This window comes from Mesorhizobium sp. ESP-6-2 (assembly GCF_020164675.1).
Lineage (GTDB): Bacteria > Pseudomonadota > Alphaproteobacteria > Rhizobiales > Rhizobiaceae > Mesorhizobium.
In genome coordinates this window covers 303,371-318,435 of sequence record NZ_JAIUGT010000007.1, presented here as the reverse complement: position 1 = coordinate 318,435, position 15,065 = coordinate 303,371, and the positions used below count along the sequence as shown (strand labels likewise).

At 64.2% G+C, this 15,065-nt stretch carries 15 protein-coding genes and 1 tRNA gene; 4 read left to right on the top strand and 12 right to left on the bottom strand.

Annotation, left to right across the window (positions count from 1 at the left end; genetic code table 11):
* Positions 1-3: 3 nt before the first annotated feature.
* The 7 genes from LB532_RS20340 to LB532_RS20310 are packed head-to-tail and all read right to left on the bottom strand — an operon-like array spanning position 4 to position 8,227.
* On the bottom strand, positions 4-972 hold the full coding sequence (locus LB532_RS20340; protein ID WP_140639604.1) for a D-2-hydroxyacid dehydrogenase: 969 nt from the start codon (positions 970-972) through the stop codon (positions 4-6).
* A gap of 1 nt (position 973) precedes the next feature.
* Positions 974-1,891, bottom strand: a complete 918-nt coding sequence (locus LB532_RS20335) for a dihydrodipicolinate synthase family protein (RefSeq protein ID WP_140639605.1) — start codon at positions 1,889-1,891, stop codon at positions 974-976.
* Positions 1,891-2,484 (bottom strand): hypothetical protein, encoded by a 594-nt coding sequence (locus LB532_RS20330; RefSeq protein WP_140639606.1) that lies wholly within the window; start codon positions 2,482-2,484, stop codon positions 1,891-1,893. Before LB532_RS20330 ends, LB532_RS20335 begins: the two co-directional genes overlap by 1 nt.
* A 2-nt stretch (positions 2,485-2,486) precedes the next feature.
* Positions 2,487-5,333 carry a 2Fe-2S iron-sulfur cluster-binding protein gene (locus tag LB532_RS20325; RefSeq protein ID WP_140639607.1) on the bottom strand — a complete coding sequence of 949 codons (2,847 nt, stop codon included), beginning with the start codon at positions 5,331-5,333 and terminating at the stop codon, positions 2,487-2,489.
* The gene (locus LB532_RS20320; RefSeq protein WP_140639608.1) at positions 5,330-5,593 is read right to left on the bottom strand and encodes a sarcosine oxidase subunit delta; all 264 of its coding nucleotides are present in this window, start codon (positions 5,591-5,593) and stop codon (positions 5,330-5,332) included. Before LB532_RS20320 ends, LB532_RS20325 begins: the two co-directional genes overlap by 4 nt.
* A gap of 2 nt (positions 5,594-5,595) precedes the next feature.
* Complete coding sequence (locus tag LB532_RS20315) at positions 5,596-6,837, bottom strand: FAD-dependent oxidoreductase (RefSeq protein WP_140639609.1); 1,242 nt, start codon at positions 6,835-6,837, stop codon at positions 5,596-5,598.
* Entirely contained in the window at positions 6,827-8,227 is a 1,401-nt protein-coding gene (locus tag LB532_RS20310; protein WP_140639610.1) for an MmgE/PrpD family protein, read from the bottom strand. Before LB532_RS20310 ends, LB532_RS20315 begins: the two co-directional genes overlap by 11 nt.
* A 167-nt stretch (positions 8,228-8,394) precedes the next feature.
* Here LB532_RS20310 and LB532_RS20305 point away from each other — a divergent pair, with 167 nt between their 5' ends.
* Positions 8,395-9,294 carry a LysR substrate-binding domain-containing protein gene (locus tag LB532_RS20305; protein WP_140639611.1) on the top strand — a complete coding sequence of 300 codons (900 nt, stop codon included), beginning with the start codon at positions 8,395-8,397 and terminating at the stop codon, positions 9,292-9,294.
* An 81-nt stretch (positions 9,295-9,375) separates the two neighbouring features.
* On the opposite strand, the gene LB532_RS30085 is transcribed toward LB532_RS20305, so the two are convergent.
* Together LB532_RS30085 and LB532_RS20300 are read right to left on the bottom strand one after the other, a co-directional pair.
* A complete protein-coding gene (locus LB532_RS30085) occupies positions 9,376-9,507 on the bottom strand; it encodes a hypothetical protein (RefSeq protein ID WP_263487743.1) in 132 nt (43 codons plus the stop codon).
* A complete protein-coding gene (locus tag LB532_RS20300) occupies positions 9,480-9,842 on the bottom strand; it encodes a hypothetical protein (protein ID WP_224557111.1) in 363 nt (120 codons plus the stop codon). The genes LB532_RS30085 and LB532_RS20300 overlap by 28 nt, the downstream gene beginning before the upstream one ends.
* A gap of 12 nt (positions 9,843-9,854) precedes the next feature.
* Here LB532_RS20300 and LB532_RS20295 point away from each other — a divergent pair, with 12 nt between their 5' ends.
* Positions 9,855-10,247, top strand: a complete 393-nt coding sequence (locus LB532_RS20295; protein WP_246674435.1) for a site-specific integrase — start codon at positions 9,855-9,857, stop codon at positions 10,245-10,247.
* 125 nt (positions 10,248-10,372) lie between these two features.
* Here the strand turns inward: LB532_RS20295 and LB532_RS20290 are convergent.
* A tRNA-Ile gene (locus tag LB532_RS20290) sits at positions 10,373-10,448 on the bottom strand.
* Positions 10,449-10,594: 146 nt separating this feature from the next.
* On the opposite strand from LB532_RS20290, the gene LB532_RS20285 reads away from it, so the two are divergent.
* Positions 10,595-11,305, top strand: a complete 711-nt coding sequence (locus tag LB532_RS20285) for an SIMPL domain-containing protein (RefSeq protein WP_140524832.1) — start codon at positions 10,595-10,597, stop codon at positions 11,303-11,305.
* A gap of 288 nt (positions 11,306-11,593) precedes the next feature.
* Here LB532_RS20285 and LB532_RS20280 read toward each other — a convergent pair whose 3' ends face one another.
* Both LB532_RS20280 and LB532_RS20275 read right to left on the bottom strand, forming a co-directional pair.
* Positions 11,594-11,950, bottom strand: a complete 357-nt coding sequence (locus tag LB532_RS20280; RefSeq protein ID WP_140639612.1) for a hypothetical protein — start codon at positions 11,948-11,950, stop codon at positions 11,594-11,596.
* A 332-nt stretch (positions 11,951-12,282) separates the two neighbouring features.
* Positions 12,283-12,729, bottom strand: a complete 447-nt coding sequence (locus tag LB532_RS20275) for a YcgN family cysteine cluster protein (protein ID WP_140639840.1) — start codon at positions 12,727-12,729, stop codon at positions 12,283-12,285.
* Positions 12,730-12,927: 198 nt separating this feature from the next.
* On the opposite strand from LB532_RS20275, the gene LB532_RS30210 reads away from it, so the two are divergent.
* A complete protein-coding gene (locus LB532_RS30210; protein WP_140639613.1) occupies positions 12,928-15,042 on the top strand; it encodes an OmpA family protein in 2,115 nt (704 codons plus the stop codon).
* Positions 15,043-15,065 lie beyond the last annotated feature (23 nt).

Genomic DNA, 15,065 nt, shown 5'->3' with positions numbered 1-15,065 from the left:
CTCCTAGTAACCGCGTTTGGGATCGACGACATTGTTCAGCGGCTCGCCACGCCGGTAGCGGGCCAGATTGTCGGCGAACATGCGCACCGACTTCACATCCCAGCCGTCATAGACCGAAGAGCAATGCGGCGTGACGATCACGTTGTCGTAGCCCCATAGCGGGTGCGATTGCGGCAGCGGCTCTGTCGCAAAGACGTCGAGCGCCGCGCCCTTGATCCGTCCGGCATCGAGCACCGCGAGAAGCGCCGCCTCGTCGACGACGAAGCCACGGGACACGTCGATCAGCACGACCGAAGGTTTCATCGCCGCGAAGGCTTCCTTGCCGACAAGGCCGCGGGTGCTGTCGAGCAGGGGCACGGCACACAGGATGAAATCGGCACGGCCCCAAAGTCTGGGCAGATCCGCTATGGCGTGCACTTCATCGATATGGTCGGTCGGTTTCGGGTTCGCGCGTACACCCAGCGTCGTCATGCCGAATGCCTTGGCACGGGCGGCGACCGCCTGCCCCGTCTTGCCGAGGCCGAGGATAAGCAAAGTCCTGCCCAGGATCGGCTCGACCTTGGCCGCGGTCCAGTTGCCGGCCGCCTGGTTGCGTGCGAAGCCACGCAGGCCAAGCGAAAACGACAGCATCGCGCCAAAGACGTATTCCGCCATCATGTCGGCGGCCACGCCGGCCGAATTGGTCACCATCACCTTTGCGGGATCCCAGGGGCGCAGGTGATCGGTGCCGGAACCGCCCACCGAAACCCAGCGCACGGTCGGATTCTCAACCACCGCCTTGCGCGGATAGAGTGAGCGCTGGCCAAACCTGATGCTGAAGACCACTTCGGCGCCGGTTTCCGAAATCAAGGCCGGAAGCGCCTGGTAATTGTCGCAGCCATGCACCGTGATGTCGGGATGGGTTTCGGCAAGGACGGCCATCGGCCCTTCCAGCGAGTCGGCACTGACGATTACGGTCGGCCGCGCGGACATCTCAGCCTCGCCTCGGGCCGGGAATGTGATCGGCAAGAGGCCCCAGCGCGTCGAGCAGGGCCTTGCCCGCCAGCACGGTGGCGTTCTCGTGCGGCGCCCTCAAATTGAGCCAGCGGTGATCGCCGGAGCGGACGGCAAGGGCAGCCTTCATGCCGGGGATCAGCCCGGCATCCTGCACCGCCTTGCGAAACGCCTTTATGGAGACATTGGCGGACGCGATGTCGCGCCCTGCGCGCGCATTGTCGTAGAGCGCACGGATCGCCTTCGCGTTGAGATTGACGGAAGCAGAGATGCAGCCCGCCGCGCCGGCGGCTAGTCCCTGGGTGAGCTGACCTTCGGAACTCGGGAACACCGAGAGGTTCGGCGCCGCCGCGATGACGGCGGCGGTATTGTCCCAGCTTCCGCCGCTGTCCTTGTACGCGACGACCGTGTCGGGAAAGGCTTCATTGAGCCGCGCCGCTAGCGCCGGCGAGACCGGCACGCCCGAGTTCTGCGGGATATGGTAGAGGATCAGCCTGAGCTTCGGGTCGGCGACCCTGTCGGCTAGTTCCGAATAGTAGCGCGCCTGTCCATTGTCGCCGGCCGCCGTGTAGAAGAACGAGGGCAGCACCATGACGCCGGCGCAGCCGAGTTCCAGCGCATGCCTGCTAAGTTCGACTGTCTCAGGCAGCGCGGTAACGCCCGTGCCGGGCATCATCTGGTCCGCCGAAATGCCGGCCTCGACTAGCCATTCCAGCGCCTCCATGCGCTCAGGCAACGACAATGACAACGCCTCACCGGTCGTCCCAAAAGGCGACAGGTAATGTGCGCCTTGGGAAAGCACCCATTTCGCATGGCTTACCCACAGATCGTGGGCAACTCTGCCGTCCTTTTCGAAGGGCGTCAGGATCGGTGCAATTACGCCTTGGACGCTGTTCATCAATGGCTCCCCCCGGTCATCGTATCGCCGGCGGCAAGCTTTGCCGCCATGGCAACTGTCCTGATGAAATAAACCGTCGATGCGATGTCGAAGAAGACGTCAAAGCCTCCCTCACCCCGCACCAGCACAGCCTCGATATGCGCGACCCGCGTCTGCGCGATCGCGTCGTCAGCGAACCGGCCGGTCCGCAAATCCAGCGCGCATAGCCGCGCCATCACGGGTTCCGTCAGCGGGCCAGAGAGCCTTATCCAGCTCCAGCTTTCCTCTCGCCAGGACCAGTAACCACGTGCGCCATCGGCAGCCTGCCACGCGTCGGTGAGTTTTGCGACGGCGTTGCCGGCTCTATCGTCAACCGCCAGAAAATCCTCAGTTCCCAGGCGCAGCAGCCTGATGCCGTCTGGCGTGGCAACGCGATTGATCGGCGGCAGGGACAGGCCATGTGCTCCCAGCCATCTGGCGCTTCCAGGCCCCTTGATGCCGAAGCGCGGCTGCGCCGTCAGGTCCGTCAACGTCAGCCGTCCCTTTGGCAAGCTGCACTCTGCCGCCGAGCCGTCTGGCGACAAGGGAGATGTGCGCGATCCGGGAACGGCCATGGCTACAACTCCTGCCGAACGTTCTGCGGATCGAAGAAGGCGTGTCCAACGACCGGCGCCTCGACCAGTTCACCGTCGCGGCACTTGACCGCAACCCTGCTGCCGGGCGCCGCATCGTCTATGTGGACATAGGCAAGCGCGATGTGATGGCCGAGCGTCGGAGAGAAGCCGACCGAGGTGACCTGCCCCACCGGCTCGCCGCCACGCAGCACGAGGCAGGATTCGCCCGGTATGTTGCGCAAGCCTTCAAAGGAAAGACCGACCAGCCGGCGCGATTCTCCGAGATTGGCACGCATCTCGATCGATCGCTTGCCGATGAAGAACGGCTTCTTCTTCGAAACCGCCCAGCCGAAACCGAGTTCGTCGGGCGTGGTCAGTGCATCCGTGTCCTGGCCGATCAGGATATGTGCCTTCTCCAGCCGCATGATGCGAGAAGCTTCCAGCCCGTATGGGCGCAAACCATAGGGTTCGCCCGCCGCGACCAGCGCGTCCCAAAGGGCGATGGCGTAGCTCGAGGGGCAATGCAGCTCGAAGCTGACTTCTCCGGTGAAGCCGATGCGCATAACGCGCACCGGAACGCCGGCCAGGCGACCCTGACGGCCATGCAGATAGGAAAAGGCGTCGCGCGCGAAATCGATGTCACCGTCGAGCGCCTGCAGGACTTCCCGCGCCTTGGGGCCGGTGACATTGATGCCGGAAAAGCCGGCGGTGACGTTGAGCACATCGACCTTCAGCCGCCATTGCGCGTTCCAAAACAGCATGTCGGCCTGTACCCGGCCGACCGCGCCGGTCGTCGCCGTCACGTAGAACTGGTCATCCGCGAAGCGATAGGCGACGCCATCGTCGATTACGGTGCCCATCTCGTTCAGCATCAGGCAATAGCGGACGCGGCCGACCGGCTGGTTTGCATGGGCCATGGTGTACATGCGATCGAGGAAGGCGCCGGCATCCGGACCGCGGATCTCCAGCTTGCCCAGCGTCGAGACATCGAGCATGCCGACGCCGTTGCGGACGGCCTCTATCTCGTCGCGGATCAGGCGTTCGCTCCGGCTTTCCGGCCCGTAGTAGTACGGCCGCCACCAATTGCCGATCGGCTTCATGCGGGCGTCTAGTGCAAGATGGCGGAGATGCAGCGCGGTGCGCCGCTCCAGCGGCTCATGGTGGCCGGCAAGGACGCCGAGCTTTTCCGGTCCGGTCGGCGGCCTCGCCGTGGTCACACCGACTTCGCCGACCCTGCGATCCGTGGCGTCGGCAACGATGCGCGCCGTGGCAAGGGCCGAATGCCTGCCTTGGCTCGGCCCCATGCCGACGGTCGAAAAGCGCTTCACAAGCTCGAGCTCGCGATAGCCTTCCTTTATCGCGTTCTGCAAATCCTTCACCTGCAGATCCTCGTCGAAATCGACGAAGTCGCGGCCCTTGTCATGGCCCGTCAGCTTCTGTGCCCAGGCCACGGCTTCGGGTTCGAATTCACTTGAGGGCTCGGCCAGACCAGCGTGCCCGAGCCGACAAAGCGCCTCATGCGCGGCGCGGCGGCCATCCGCCATCGCCGAGGATAGTCCCGTCCTGCCGGCAACGGCGCCAGCCAGGTGGACGGCGCCGTCCGGCAGCGTCAGCGTCATGCGCGCGGTCGCTTCGTCGTAGCCGACCTTGGCGCCCGCATGACAGGGCACCTGCCACGCCGGCGCCGAGCCGGCGGCCATCACGACGAGGTCGCAGTCCATCCAGCGGCTTCCGACGCGGACCCGTCTGACATGCTTGTTGCCGCGGGTTCCGGCCGCTTCATCGATCTGGGCGCCCGTGATGATTTCCGCGCCCCTGGCCCGAAGCTCGCCAGCGCTGCTGCCCGCTCCCTGTCTCGGATCGACGACGGCCGCGAGTTCGACGCCTGCCTCGATCAAGTCGAACGCGGCATCATAGCCGTCGTCATTGCCTGCCAGCACGACGGCGCGGCGGCCGGGTTTCACCGCATAGTGCCGCATCAGCCTCTGCACGGCGCCGACGGTCATGATCCCCGGCAGGTCGTTGTTGCGGAACACCGCCGGCTGCTCGATGGCACCTGTTGCCAGGATCACCTCGTGAGCCCTGGTGCGGTAGAGCCGGTTGTCTTGGATCAGCGGCAGCCAGTTGTCCTCGTACCAGCCGTTGCAGACGGTGGCGGTCATGACGCGCAGATTGGCCAATCCCGCCGCGGCAGCCCTCAGGCTGGCGAGCACGCCCGGATCGCAGCGGCGATAGATCAGTGAACCGCCGATTTCCGGGTTCTCGTCGCACAGGACGACGTCGGCGCCGATTTGCGCGGCGGCGATCGCCGCCGCCAGGCCTGCCGGTCCGGCCCCAACGACCAGCAGGTCGCAGTGAAGATCGATCTTGTCGAAGCTTAAATGCGGGGCGCGAGTATCGACGATCCCGAGCCCGGCCTTGCGCCGGATCATCGGCTCCCAGAAGCGAAGCCAGCTATCCTGCCTCGGCCCCATGAAGGTGCGATAGTAGAAGCCAACCGGCATGAACCGCCCAAGCCGATCTATGATGGCGTCGCGGTCATTTCGCAGCGAGCCGTTGACGTTCTGCGCCGTCACCGTCATGCCTTCCCAAATCGGCGTCAGGTCGGCGGGGACATTCGCCTCCGACGGAAGCTGCACCAAAGTGTTCGCTTCCGCGCCGGCCATGGTCATGATACCGCGCGGTCGATGGTACTTAAATGAGCGGGAAAGCACCCACTGGTCCGAAGCGGCGAGCGCGCTTGCAATGCAATCGCCGGCAAAGCCCTCATAGGACTTGCCCTCGAAGGTAAAGCGCATCGGCTGCGTGCGATCGATGCGCGAGCCATAGGGTGCCGCAAGCCGGGTCATGCCTGATTGCCCTCGCCCGGCGCGTAGGTGCGGATGATCTCGTTGGTGACGACGTCGCGCTCCGCCAGGAAAAAGAAATTGCTCGGCACGTGCTGCCACCACTCGGTCACGACGCCCTTGCGATTGTCCGCGCGAAACAGATGTTTCGCCCAGTCGGCGTCGGCGGTCGCATCGGCATCGAGCGTCTGGCGCACCGGACCGAAAGACCGGAATTCGTCGATGTTGCGCAGGCCGTTCATGGGGCAATCAAGCTGCTTCATGGTCAATGGCTCGCCGCCGTTGCGCCCATTTCATTGAGCAGCCGGAAGGTCTCGAAGCGCTCCAGCGCGAAGGGCTTGAGCAGGTCTGGCGCCCGGCCCTTGGCGATGGTCTCGGCCATGCGTTTTCCGGCCACGGCCGTTGCCTTGAAGCCCCAGGTGCCCCATCCGCAGTCGAGCCAGAGATTGGCAAGCGGGCTGGCGCCCATGATCGGGCTGTAATCCGGCGTCATGTCGGTGATGCCCGCCCACTGCCGCAATAGCCGAACCCCTTGCAGGAAGGGGAAAAGATGCACAGCGCCCTCGGCCAGATGTTCCTTCATGCCCAGCGTCGAGCGAGTCGAATAGAGCTGGTACGGATCCGAACCACCGCCGATGACGACCTCGCCGCGCGAGGACTGCACAAGATAGGTGTGCAGCGAAACCGACGAGACCAGCGTGTGCAGCCACGGCTTCAGCGGTTGCGTCACCATCGCCTGCAAAGGATAGCAGCGGATCGGCAGCTCCACCCCAGCCATCATCGCGACATCGTAGTTCATGCCGCCAGCGGCGATGAGCACCGCGCCGCATGCGACGCGCCCGCGGTTTGTCATCACCGCCCGGACATTGCCACTCTCGACCTCAAAGCCCTGGACCTCGGTGCGCTGGTGAATCTCCACACCGCGGCGCGAGGCCTGCGCCGCGTAGCCCCAGGCGACCGCGTCGTGGCGCGCTGTTCCGCCGTCGGCGTGCCACAGGCCGCCAAGAATCTCGAGCGCGTTGCCGCGATCCATATTCAGTTGCGGCACCAGCTTTTCGACTTCCTTTGCGTCGATGACTTCGGTGCGGGTGCCCATGTGCTTGCCCATCTCGGCGCGCAGATCGAAGGCGCGCAGCGTGGCCTCCGTATGGGCAAGCGTGAGCTGGCCGCGCTGCGAGAACATGACGTTGAAGTCGAGCTCCTGCGACATCGTCTCGAACAGCGAAACGCCTTCCTTGTAGAAGGCGATGCCTTCCTGGGTGATGTAGTTGGAGCGGATCGTCGTGGTGTTGCGCGCCGTGTTTCCGCCAGCCAGATAGCCCTTCTCGAGCACCGCGATGTCGGTGATGCCATGATATTTCGACAAATAGTGCGCGCACGCCAGGCCATGCCCGCCGCCGCCGACGATCACCACGTCATAGGACGGCTTGAGCTCGGGCGTCCGGGGAATGTCGCCAGTCACCGGATAATCGCGGCTGAACCCGTATTTGAGGAGCCTAAGCGGCATGGCCACCCAGACCGCCTGGAGGTTCGTAGATGAGCGCCGACAGGTCCGAGAACCGGCTTTCCGTGCCGGTCAGGCCGAGTATAGCATCGCGGATCGCGGCCGCCCTGGCTTCGCCCAGAACCGGCGCCGAGAACTCCATGTATTTGGCGACGATATCAGCCTCGCTGATGGGCGCTTCAGGACCGCCGCGTGCGTGGACGTCACCGGAATCCAGCAAGCGTCCGTCTGTCGTCTCGATCTGCACGTCAGCCCAGCGCCCTTCCGGGAAACGAGCGCTGTGCCTCGCCGATTCGCTGACCTCGACGCGCCCCAGCATCTCCCCAACCGCGCCGTCGCACAGCCCCTGGCCCGAAATATGCTCCACCGCTATCCGACCGTACAGGATCATCGTGGCCACGGCGAAGGCCAAGCTGTATTGCGCCTTGGAAGTTGTGTCGGGCATGCCGTCGAACAGCGTCGCCGCGTAGTGGAAGCTGTTGACGTTGATCCTGCCTATATCCTGCGGCCGCAGGCCATGCTGCAGGCATAGCGCCCGGGTCGCGTCGATCGCGGCGTGAGCCCAGCGGCAGATGGGATAGGGTTTGACGTATTGTAGCGGCATCTGCCAGAAATCGCCGAGATCGGCCCAATATCGGGCCACTTCCGGCGCCTCGACAGTGATGGCCGGAGCGCCGGCGAACCCGGCTTGCGCGAGTACCGCGGCCGACAGGCCGACCTGTGCGCCCATGCCGGAGCCGTCGTGCAGCATGGTCGGCGTCGCGATCTCACGCATCATTTGGCTGCGCGGCCCATGATATTCGGCAATGCCGAAGGCGTCGCGCAACTGGGTGTCGTTCAGCCGCAGCAGGCGGGCCGCGACAGCAGCGACGCCAAGGGAATTCCAGGCGCCCGAGGTGTGATAATCCGAAACGGTCGCGTGCAACGCGATGCCGGCGCGGCCCGCGACTTCGTAGCCGACCACGATCGCGGCGAGCGCTTCGATCCCGCTCAAATCTGGCTTCTCCTCTGCCAGCGCAAGCAGTGCCGGGATGACCGCAACCCCGATATGGCCCTTGGTCGGCGGGTAGCCATCATGGCCGTCGAGATTGTCGGTCTGGGTCGCGGCGGCGAAGGCGGCACCCGCGATGCTGACCCGCCTGCCGTCGAAGATCATCCTTGCGGCGTGCCGGTCCGTTCCGCAACCGTAGAGCAAAACGGCGGCATCCCGCGCAATGCGGCCGGCCTGCATCGGCCCGGCAGCTATGGCGATGCCCATCGTATCGAGGAACTGGAGTGAGGCCGCCTTCAGGACATCGGCTGGAAAGAAATTCTGCGGGGAGCGCAGCACGAACTCCGCGACACGCCCGAACACGGTGCAAGCAGGCTCGCCCCGTTCCAACCGCAGGTCCATGATGCCCACCTCTCGCCAACCGCGCGCTTCCAGATAACTACGAATAATTTGGTCTCGCAGGCCGATCACGTGATTAGTTTGGCGCCATGGTACAAAAAAAACGAGGGCAAGCGATTGCGAAACCCGTTCGCGACAGTCTAGTTTTCGGCTCGATCAGGAGCGATGCCATGAAGCCACCTCCGCCATTGAACTACATCCGCTCGTTCGAATGCTCGGCGCGACACCTGAGCTTCACCCTCGCCGCCAGCGAGCTTGGCTACACACAGGCAGCCGTCAGCAACCATGTCCGGGGGCTGGAGCATTATCTCGGCCGCCAGCTCTTCGTGCGCTATCCGCGCAGCCTGAAACTGACGGAGATGGGCGAAGCCTTCCTGCCCACCCTGCGCCAGGCGCTCGACCAGATCGACCACGCCACGGAGGCGATCGTCGCCTCGTCACGCAACCGGACTGTCGTCATCTCCTGCCCGATGAGCCTTGCCGAAAACTGGCTGGCCGGATGTATGGGCGCGTTCCGCCAGGTCCATCCCGAGATCGAGGTCGTTCTGCACGGCACGATCTGGGAGGACCTCAGCGAGCAGATCGCCGACATCACCATCTCGACCCGCCGCTTCGACGACTTGCCGCCGGGCGCCGTGCAACTGTGGAGCGACCAGCTTGCCATCCTTTGCGCGCCAAGCCTGCTGTCCGGCCCCAAGGCGCTGAAGGCGCCGAGCGACATACTCGGCGTCGACTGGATCTTCGTGCATGGACGCCAGGAATACTGGCAGTGCATGGGCGACGCGCTGCAGATCGACATTTCCGACTATGAGAAAGGCATCACCACGAATGCCTCCAACATCGCGCTGGAACTCGCGGCGATGGGCGCGGGCTGCGTCGCCACGCAATATTCGCTCGCCAGAACCTACATAGCTCGCGGTCTCTTGATGGAGCCCTTCCCGGTGCGCGCCGCCAGCCCGTGGACATACTACCTTTCGGAAAGCCAGCTCTCCAAAGGCAACGTCGTCAAGATCGTCAGAAACTGGACCCTGGAACAGGCCGCCCTGCATATGCGGGAGCCGGTGGGTTAGTCAAGATCCGGACAGGCCGCACCCTGCCGGCGCTGCCAGACGCCGACTGAGGTTGCGGGATTTCCGTGCAGGTCTCCCGCTTCAGTTCAATATGCTCCGGATCGCGTGCTCGACGACCTCGTGCAGGCCGCTGGCCTGGAAGGACAGGCGGTTGCCCGATCCGACATTGCTTGTCATGGCGATCGTCAGGCCGCTGTCCGAATCGTGCTGCATGACGCAGACATAGCCCGGGATACTGCTCTGGTGGCCGTAGAAAGCGCGTCACCATAGCTGCTCTGGAACAGGCCGGCGCCGGTCTCGCGCATGCGCGTGCCGGGGAAAGAGACGGTCGCGCGCGAGCCGAACATTTCCTGGAACCAGCGCGGTGAAATGACCTTGCCAGCGAACAGACCGCGCATGAAGCTCACCAGATCGGCGGGCGTCGCGATCATGTCGCCACAGCCATAGAGTGGGACGACCTCGTCACCGAGGAGATTGAACTGTTCGACGGCTCGCTTGAGTTGATCGAAGCGTTTGCTTTCCGCCAGAAGAAGAACCGCAATCGGCACGGCGGAAGAGAGATGTTCATTCCCGTCGTCGACAAGTTAGCAGCAGCTTTGGAACCGCTCGACCGTACACAGGGCGGTACAGTGTTGAAGAGCGGCTACAATCGGGCGTTCTCGGAAAAGAGCTTGACCGGCATGATGCAGCACTGGACCCGACAGGCCGGAATCCCAGATGGCTATACGCTTCATGGCCTGCGTCGCACCTTTGGTACCTACCTGGCAGAATGCAACGTCCAGGCGCGCGCCATAATGGACGCTATGGGGCATTCCTCGATGACAGTGACTGACGACTACGTGCGCGAAGCCAACAAGAAGCGCATTGCCGTCGACATCGCGCGAGTGATCAACCAGCGCGAAGAAAAGCGCGATCAGATGAAGCGCCGGGCCAATCTGAAGATCGTCCGATGATCAGGAATCGAAGTGACTAAGGGCGTCGCCTTCGGACCGCATTCTTGGCCGGTCACAGACGCCGTGGGCAAAGCGTGGGCAAGGCGTGGGCAAGCGTCGATTTTCTTCAACAAAATCAATGGTCATGGTGGGCCCGGAGGGACTCGAACCCCCAACCAAGCGGTTATGAGCCGCCGGCTCTAACCATTGAGCTACAGGCCCCACGCGGGCTGGATTAATGTTTTTCGCATCGCGACACAAGGCTTTCCGGGACCGCTGGTCACGATCGTCCAAATCAGCCCATAATCGCGCCATAAGGAGCCGCGTGCGCCCGCTGGACGCGGATATGCTTACCCGAGGAGATTTTCATGACCAGACCTCTTTTGCCCCTCGCACTCGCCGCCGCCATCGCCTTTCCGGCGCTGGCAGCGGCCGCTGAGTCGCCGACACCGCCCCGTATCGTGGTGTCGGGCGAAGGGGCGGCGACTGTAGCGCCCGACCTGGCGGTCCTGACGCTCAGCGTCATGCGCGAAGCCAAGACGGCGCGCGCCGCACTGGATGCCAACAACGACGCCATGGCCGCCGTGATCGCCGCGATGAAGTCGGCCGGCATCAAGGACCGCGACCTCCAGACCGCGGGCATCCAGATCAATCCGCGCTATAACTACACAAACAAGCCCGACGGCGGCCAGGAGGCCGAATTGATCGCCTACCAGGTAACCAACACGCTGTCGGTGCGCGTGCGCGACGTCGACAAGACCGGTGAGATCCTCGACAAGGCGGTGTCGCTGGGCGTCAACCAGGGCGGCGGCATCGTCTTCACCAACGACAATCCGGCTGCCACCGTCACCGAAGCGCGCAAAAAGGCGGTGGCCGACGCCATGGCCAAGGCCAAGACGCTGGCGGAAGCCGCCGGCGTCAGCATAGGCCGGGTGATCGAAATCACTGACCAGAACATCGCGCCGCCACCGATGCCGATCAACGCCAAGGCCTTCGACGCGGCCGTCGGTGCTGCTCCGGTGCAGGCCGGCGAGAACGCCTACAATGTCCAGGTCACCGTTACCTTCGAACTGAAATAAGCGCCTTCGATGGTCCATGGCCGAGCCCGGCCCTGAACCGTCCGCCGTGGTACATGAAAAACCCCGCGGGATCGCTCCCGCGGGGTTTTTTGAGCCGCATTCTTCCCGAAGGAAAGCGGCTCCACTACTCCAGACTGATCCTGACAGGATTATATCTCCAGACCGACCTTCGCAGAAGGTCGTGTCTGATCCTAAAAGGACGATCTTCGCAGAGGGTGGGTGTCTGCCGACTGACCCGCAGAGATCATGCCGCTACCAACCCTCGCAGAAGGTCGCGCCTTAAGAGGCTCAGCGGTTGATGATCGGGCAACCACGCTCGTTGGCGAACACGATGACGACGCGGTCGCCATACTGGCGGCCCATCACCTTGACCGTGCGGCGGCTGACGTCGACGATGCGGGCACGGTGCAGCCCCATGCGTTCGGCCTTATTCAGGGCCCAGTCGGGCGAACAGCCGCGGCGCCAGTCGTCGCGGCGTTCACCGCGGCGGTGGCGATAGCCGTCGTCGCCGGCATAGACGCCGAAGCGAGGATCGTTGTTGTTGCCGAAGCCCAGGTAAAGGCTGTCGGCATGGGCGGGAACGGCCGCCAGCGTGCCGAGGCCGACGAGTGCCGAAAGGGCTGCCGTTTTCACCGTGTTGAACATGGTCTTCTCTCCTTGTTGCGGGCTATCGCCCGTCCTCTTGAAATCGATGATGGAGAATGCACCCGCCTGTCTGAACTATTTACGAACCCGCCGTTCATCGGCGGTTCATGTGGCGGAAAAAGGAAGCTTCTGCCGGTTTTCCAACGATGTGCCCCAAACGTCTCGCAGGTTCCTGGTTCCTGCGCGCCTTGCGGACACCGGCCTCAGGGCTCGGCATACCGATGCGAGCTATGGTTCCTCGTCCCGGTGCGAGCTTATGACTCGTCGTCCCGATGCGAGCTTATGGCTCGTCGTCCCGATGCGAGCTTATGGCTCGTCGTCCCGATGCGAGCTTATGGCTCGTCGTCGAGCATATAGTCGAAATAATCGTCCGGCTGGGCCAAGTCCGTCTCGCTGGCCTTGACCCGGCCCCGCATCGACATGCCGGCCTCATGCACCGTCTCGGCACTGCCCGACACCAGCCGGTGCCACCAGTAGAGATCGCGCCCCTCCGCGACCAGCCGGTAGGCGCAGGTGCTGGGCAGCCAGCTGATAGTGCGTACATTTTGCGGCGTCAGCCCGACGCAATCGGGAACGCGCGCGAGCCGATTGTGATAGTCCGAACAGCGGCAGCTCTGCGCGTCGAACAGGCGGCAGCCGACGCTGGTCCAGTAGATGTCGCCAGTATCCTCGTCCTCGAGCTTCGACAGGCAGCATTTGCCGCAGCCGTCGCAGAGCGATTCCCACTCGGCCGGGCTCATTGCTTCCAGCGTCTTTGTTTTCCAGAACGGCGTTTCCATCTCCGGCATGTGGCCCCAGCCGCCGCGAAGGTCAAGCACGGCAAGGGCTGGAATGGGGCGGCAACCCCGTCGAAAGACATGAAGTTGCCTTCAAAAGGCCGGCCAATCGCCCCGTACGGTCCCTAACCATGAGCTGCCGGAACCAATTTCGTTAAAATCGGTTTCGGCAAGGATGGGACCCCACAAGGAGAAATTTCGATGAAACGCCAACCACGGATTCTGGCAGGCACGGCACTCGGCCTGCTGATGGCATCCGCGCCGTTGGGCGCATCCCCGCTTCAGGGAAGTGCCGCGTTCGGCCCCATGCGAGACAGCGCAATGCCGCTGGTCCTAGCCCAGGACACCCAGACTGACGCACAGCAGAGCGACCAGGAACTGCCACGCAAGAAGAAGCGCGATCAGCAACAACAGCAGACCGAACAGGCGCCCGCACAGCAGCCCGCGCCAGCCGCCGAGGAACAGCAGCCACGCAGGAAGAAGCGCGACCAGCAGCAGGTCGAGCAGGCGCCCGCCGGTGAAGCCGCGCCCGCCACCGAGGAACAACAGCCGCGCAGGAAGAAGCGCGACCAGCAGCAGGTCGAACAGGCGCCCGCCGGTGAAGCCGCGCCCGCCGTCGAGGAACAGCAGCCGCGCAGGAAGAAGCGCGACCAGCAACAGCAGACCGAGCAGGCGCCAGCCGGTGAGGCAGCACCCGCCACCGAGGAACAGCAACCGCGCAGGAAGAAGCGCGACCAGCAACAGCAGACCGAACAGGCACCGGCCGAGCAGGCGCCGGCGGTTCAAACGGAACCTGCCAACGACAACCAGCGCAAGAAGCGCAAACAGGAGCAGCAGGCCGAGCCCAGCGCCGTGCCGACACCGAAGGAAGCACCTGCCGCGGAGGCACCCAAGGCAGAACCGGCACCCTCAGGCGAGCGGCCGGCAGCCCAGGGCGAACAACCCCAGGACAAGAGGAAAAAGAACGGCAGGCAACCGGCTGGCGAGCAGCCGGCCAATGGCGAACAGGAGCAAACCGGCAGGCAGCCTGCAACGGGCGAGCAGCCGGCCACGGGTGAACAGCCCAGTGCGGGCAGGGCCGCGCCTGTCCAGGGGCAAAACCCCGAGCAGGCCGAGACGCCCGCCGACAAGAACGCTGCCCCCATTCTCGACAGCCAGAAGGATGCCCGGCGTCGCGGCCGCGGCGAGAACGGCCAGGCCGGCAGGAACCCCGCCAACCAGAATGGCGAGCAGCAAAACGGTGAGCAGCAGAATGGCGGGCAAAACGCCCAGCAGGGTGGTGCTCAGGGCCGCCAGCCCGCGGTCGCTCCCGTCGACCAGGGCCCGCCTCCGACCGACGATAGAGCTGCCCAGCAGGAGATCAAACCGGAAAAAATCGTTCCGGTTACCGAGGAGAAGGGCAAACGCCTCGAGCGCGCACCGGACGAGAACATCCGCGACCGCCGCCGCCCCAAGGGTGTCGACGTGCTCAAGGAGATCGGCGATCGCGTCATCATCCAGCTCAACGATCAGACATACGTTCAGAGCAGTGACCGGCCGCGCCTGACCCGCGGCGCCAGGGATGTCTACTATGAGGATCTGTCGCAAGGCCGCACGCGCGAAACGGTCGAGCGTGACAACGGCGTGCAGATCGTCACCATCCGCAACCGCTACGGCGACATCATCCAGCGGTCGCGTATCATGCCCGATGGCCATGAGTATGTGTTGAGCTATGTCGACGAACGAAGCTACGACGACGATAACGATTGGCGCGATCCGGGCGACGACCTGCCACCGATGCGGCTGACCATTCCGCGCCGGGACTACATCCTCGATTCCGAAGAGGTCGAAAGCCCTGACGACTACTATACCTTCCTCGAGCAGCCGCCCGTGGAGAAGGTGCAGCGCCTCTATTCGATCAACGAGGTCAAGCGTTCCGCACGGGTGCGCGACATTGCCCGACGCATCGATCTTGACACGCTGAACTTCGAATTCGGCTCTTCCTCGATCTCCGATGCCGAGGTGCAGAAGCTCGAGGGTGTCGCCACGGCCATGGAGAAGCTGTTGAAGAAGAACCCGGCCGAGACCTTCCTGATCGAAGGCCACACCGACGCTGTCGGCACACCGGAGGCGAACCTCGCTCTGTCGGACCGCCGCGCCGAAGCGGTGGCCGAAGCGCTGACCAACGCCTTCGGCATACCGCCTGAAAACCTGACCACCCAGGGCTATGGCGAGGAATATCTGAAGGTCGACACCTCAGGCCCCAACCGCGAGAACCGGCGTGTCGCCATCCGCCGCATCACCTCGCTGGTGGCGCCGGTGGCGAGCAACAACTGACCATGGTCGGGAAGCTGGAAACC

Bases quoted from the DNA above. Each gene is read 5' to 3' on its own strand.
- LB532_RS20340 (WP_140639604.1), bottom strand. From the start codon at position 972: ATGTCCGCGCGGCCGACCGTAATCGTCAGTGCCGACTCGCTGGAAGGG.
- LB532_RS20335 (WP_140639605.1), bottom strand. From the start codon at position 1,891: ATGAACAGCGTCCAAGGCGTAATTGCACCGATCCTGACGCCCTTCGAA.
- LB532_RS20330 (WP_140639606.1), bottom strand. From the start codon at position 2,484: ATGGCCGTTCCCGGATCGCGCACATCTCCCTTGTCGCCAGACGGCTCG.
- LB532_RS20325 (WP_140639607.1), bottom strand. From the start codon at position 5,333: ATGACCCGGCTTGCGGCACCCTATGGCTCGCGCATCGATCGCACGCAG.
- LB532_RS20320 (WP_140639608.1), bottom strand. From the start codon at position 5,593: ATGAAGCAGCTTGATTGCCCCATGAACGGCCTGCGCAACATCGACGAA.
- LB532_RS20315 (WP_140639609.1), bottom strand. From the start codon at position 6,837: ATGCCGCTTAGGCTCCTCAAATACGGGTTCAGCCGCGATTATCCGGTG.
- LB532_RS20310 (WP_140639610.1), bottom strand. From the start codon at position 8,227: ATGGACCTGCGGTTGGAACGGGGCGAGCCTGCTTGCACCGTGTTCGGG.
- LB532_RS20305 (WP_140639611.1), top strand. From the start codon at position 8,395: ATGAAGCCACCTCCGCCATTGAACTACATCCGCTCGTTCGAATGCTCG.
- LB532_RS30085 (WP_263487743.1), bottom strand. From the start codon at position 9,507: ATGCAGCACGATTCGGACAGCGGCCTGACGATCGCCATGACAAGCAAT.
- LB532_RS20295 (WP_246674435.1), top strand. From the start codon at position 9,855: ATGTTCATTCCCGTCGTCGACAAGTTAGCAGCAGCTTTGGAACCGCTC.
- LB532_RS20285 (WP_140524832.1), top strand. From the start codon at position 10,595: ATGACCAGACCTCTTTTGCCCCTCGCACTCGCCGCCGCCATCGCCTTT.
- LB532_RS20280 (WP_140639612.1), bottom strand. From the start codon at position 11,950: ATGTTCAACACGGTGAAAACGGCAGCCCTTTCGGCACTCGTCGGCCTC.
- LB532_RS20275 (WP_140639840.1), bottom strand. From the start codon at position 12,729: ATGGAAACGCCGTTCTGGAAAACAAAGACGCTGGAAGCAATGAGCCCG.
- LB532_RS30210 (WP_140639613.1), top strand. From the start codon at position 12,928: ATGAAACGCCAACCACGGATTCTGGCAGGCACGGCACTCGGCCTGCTG.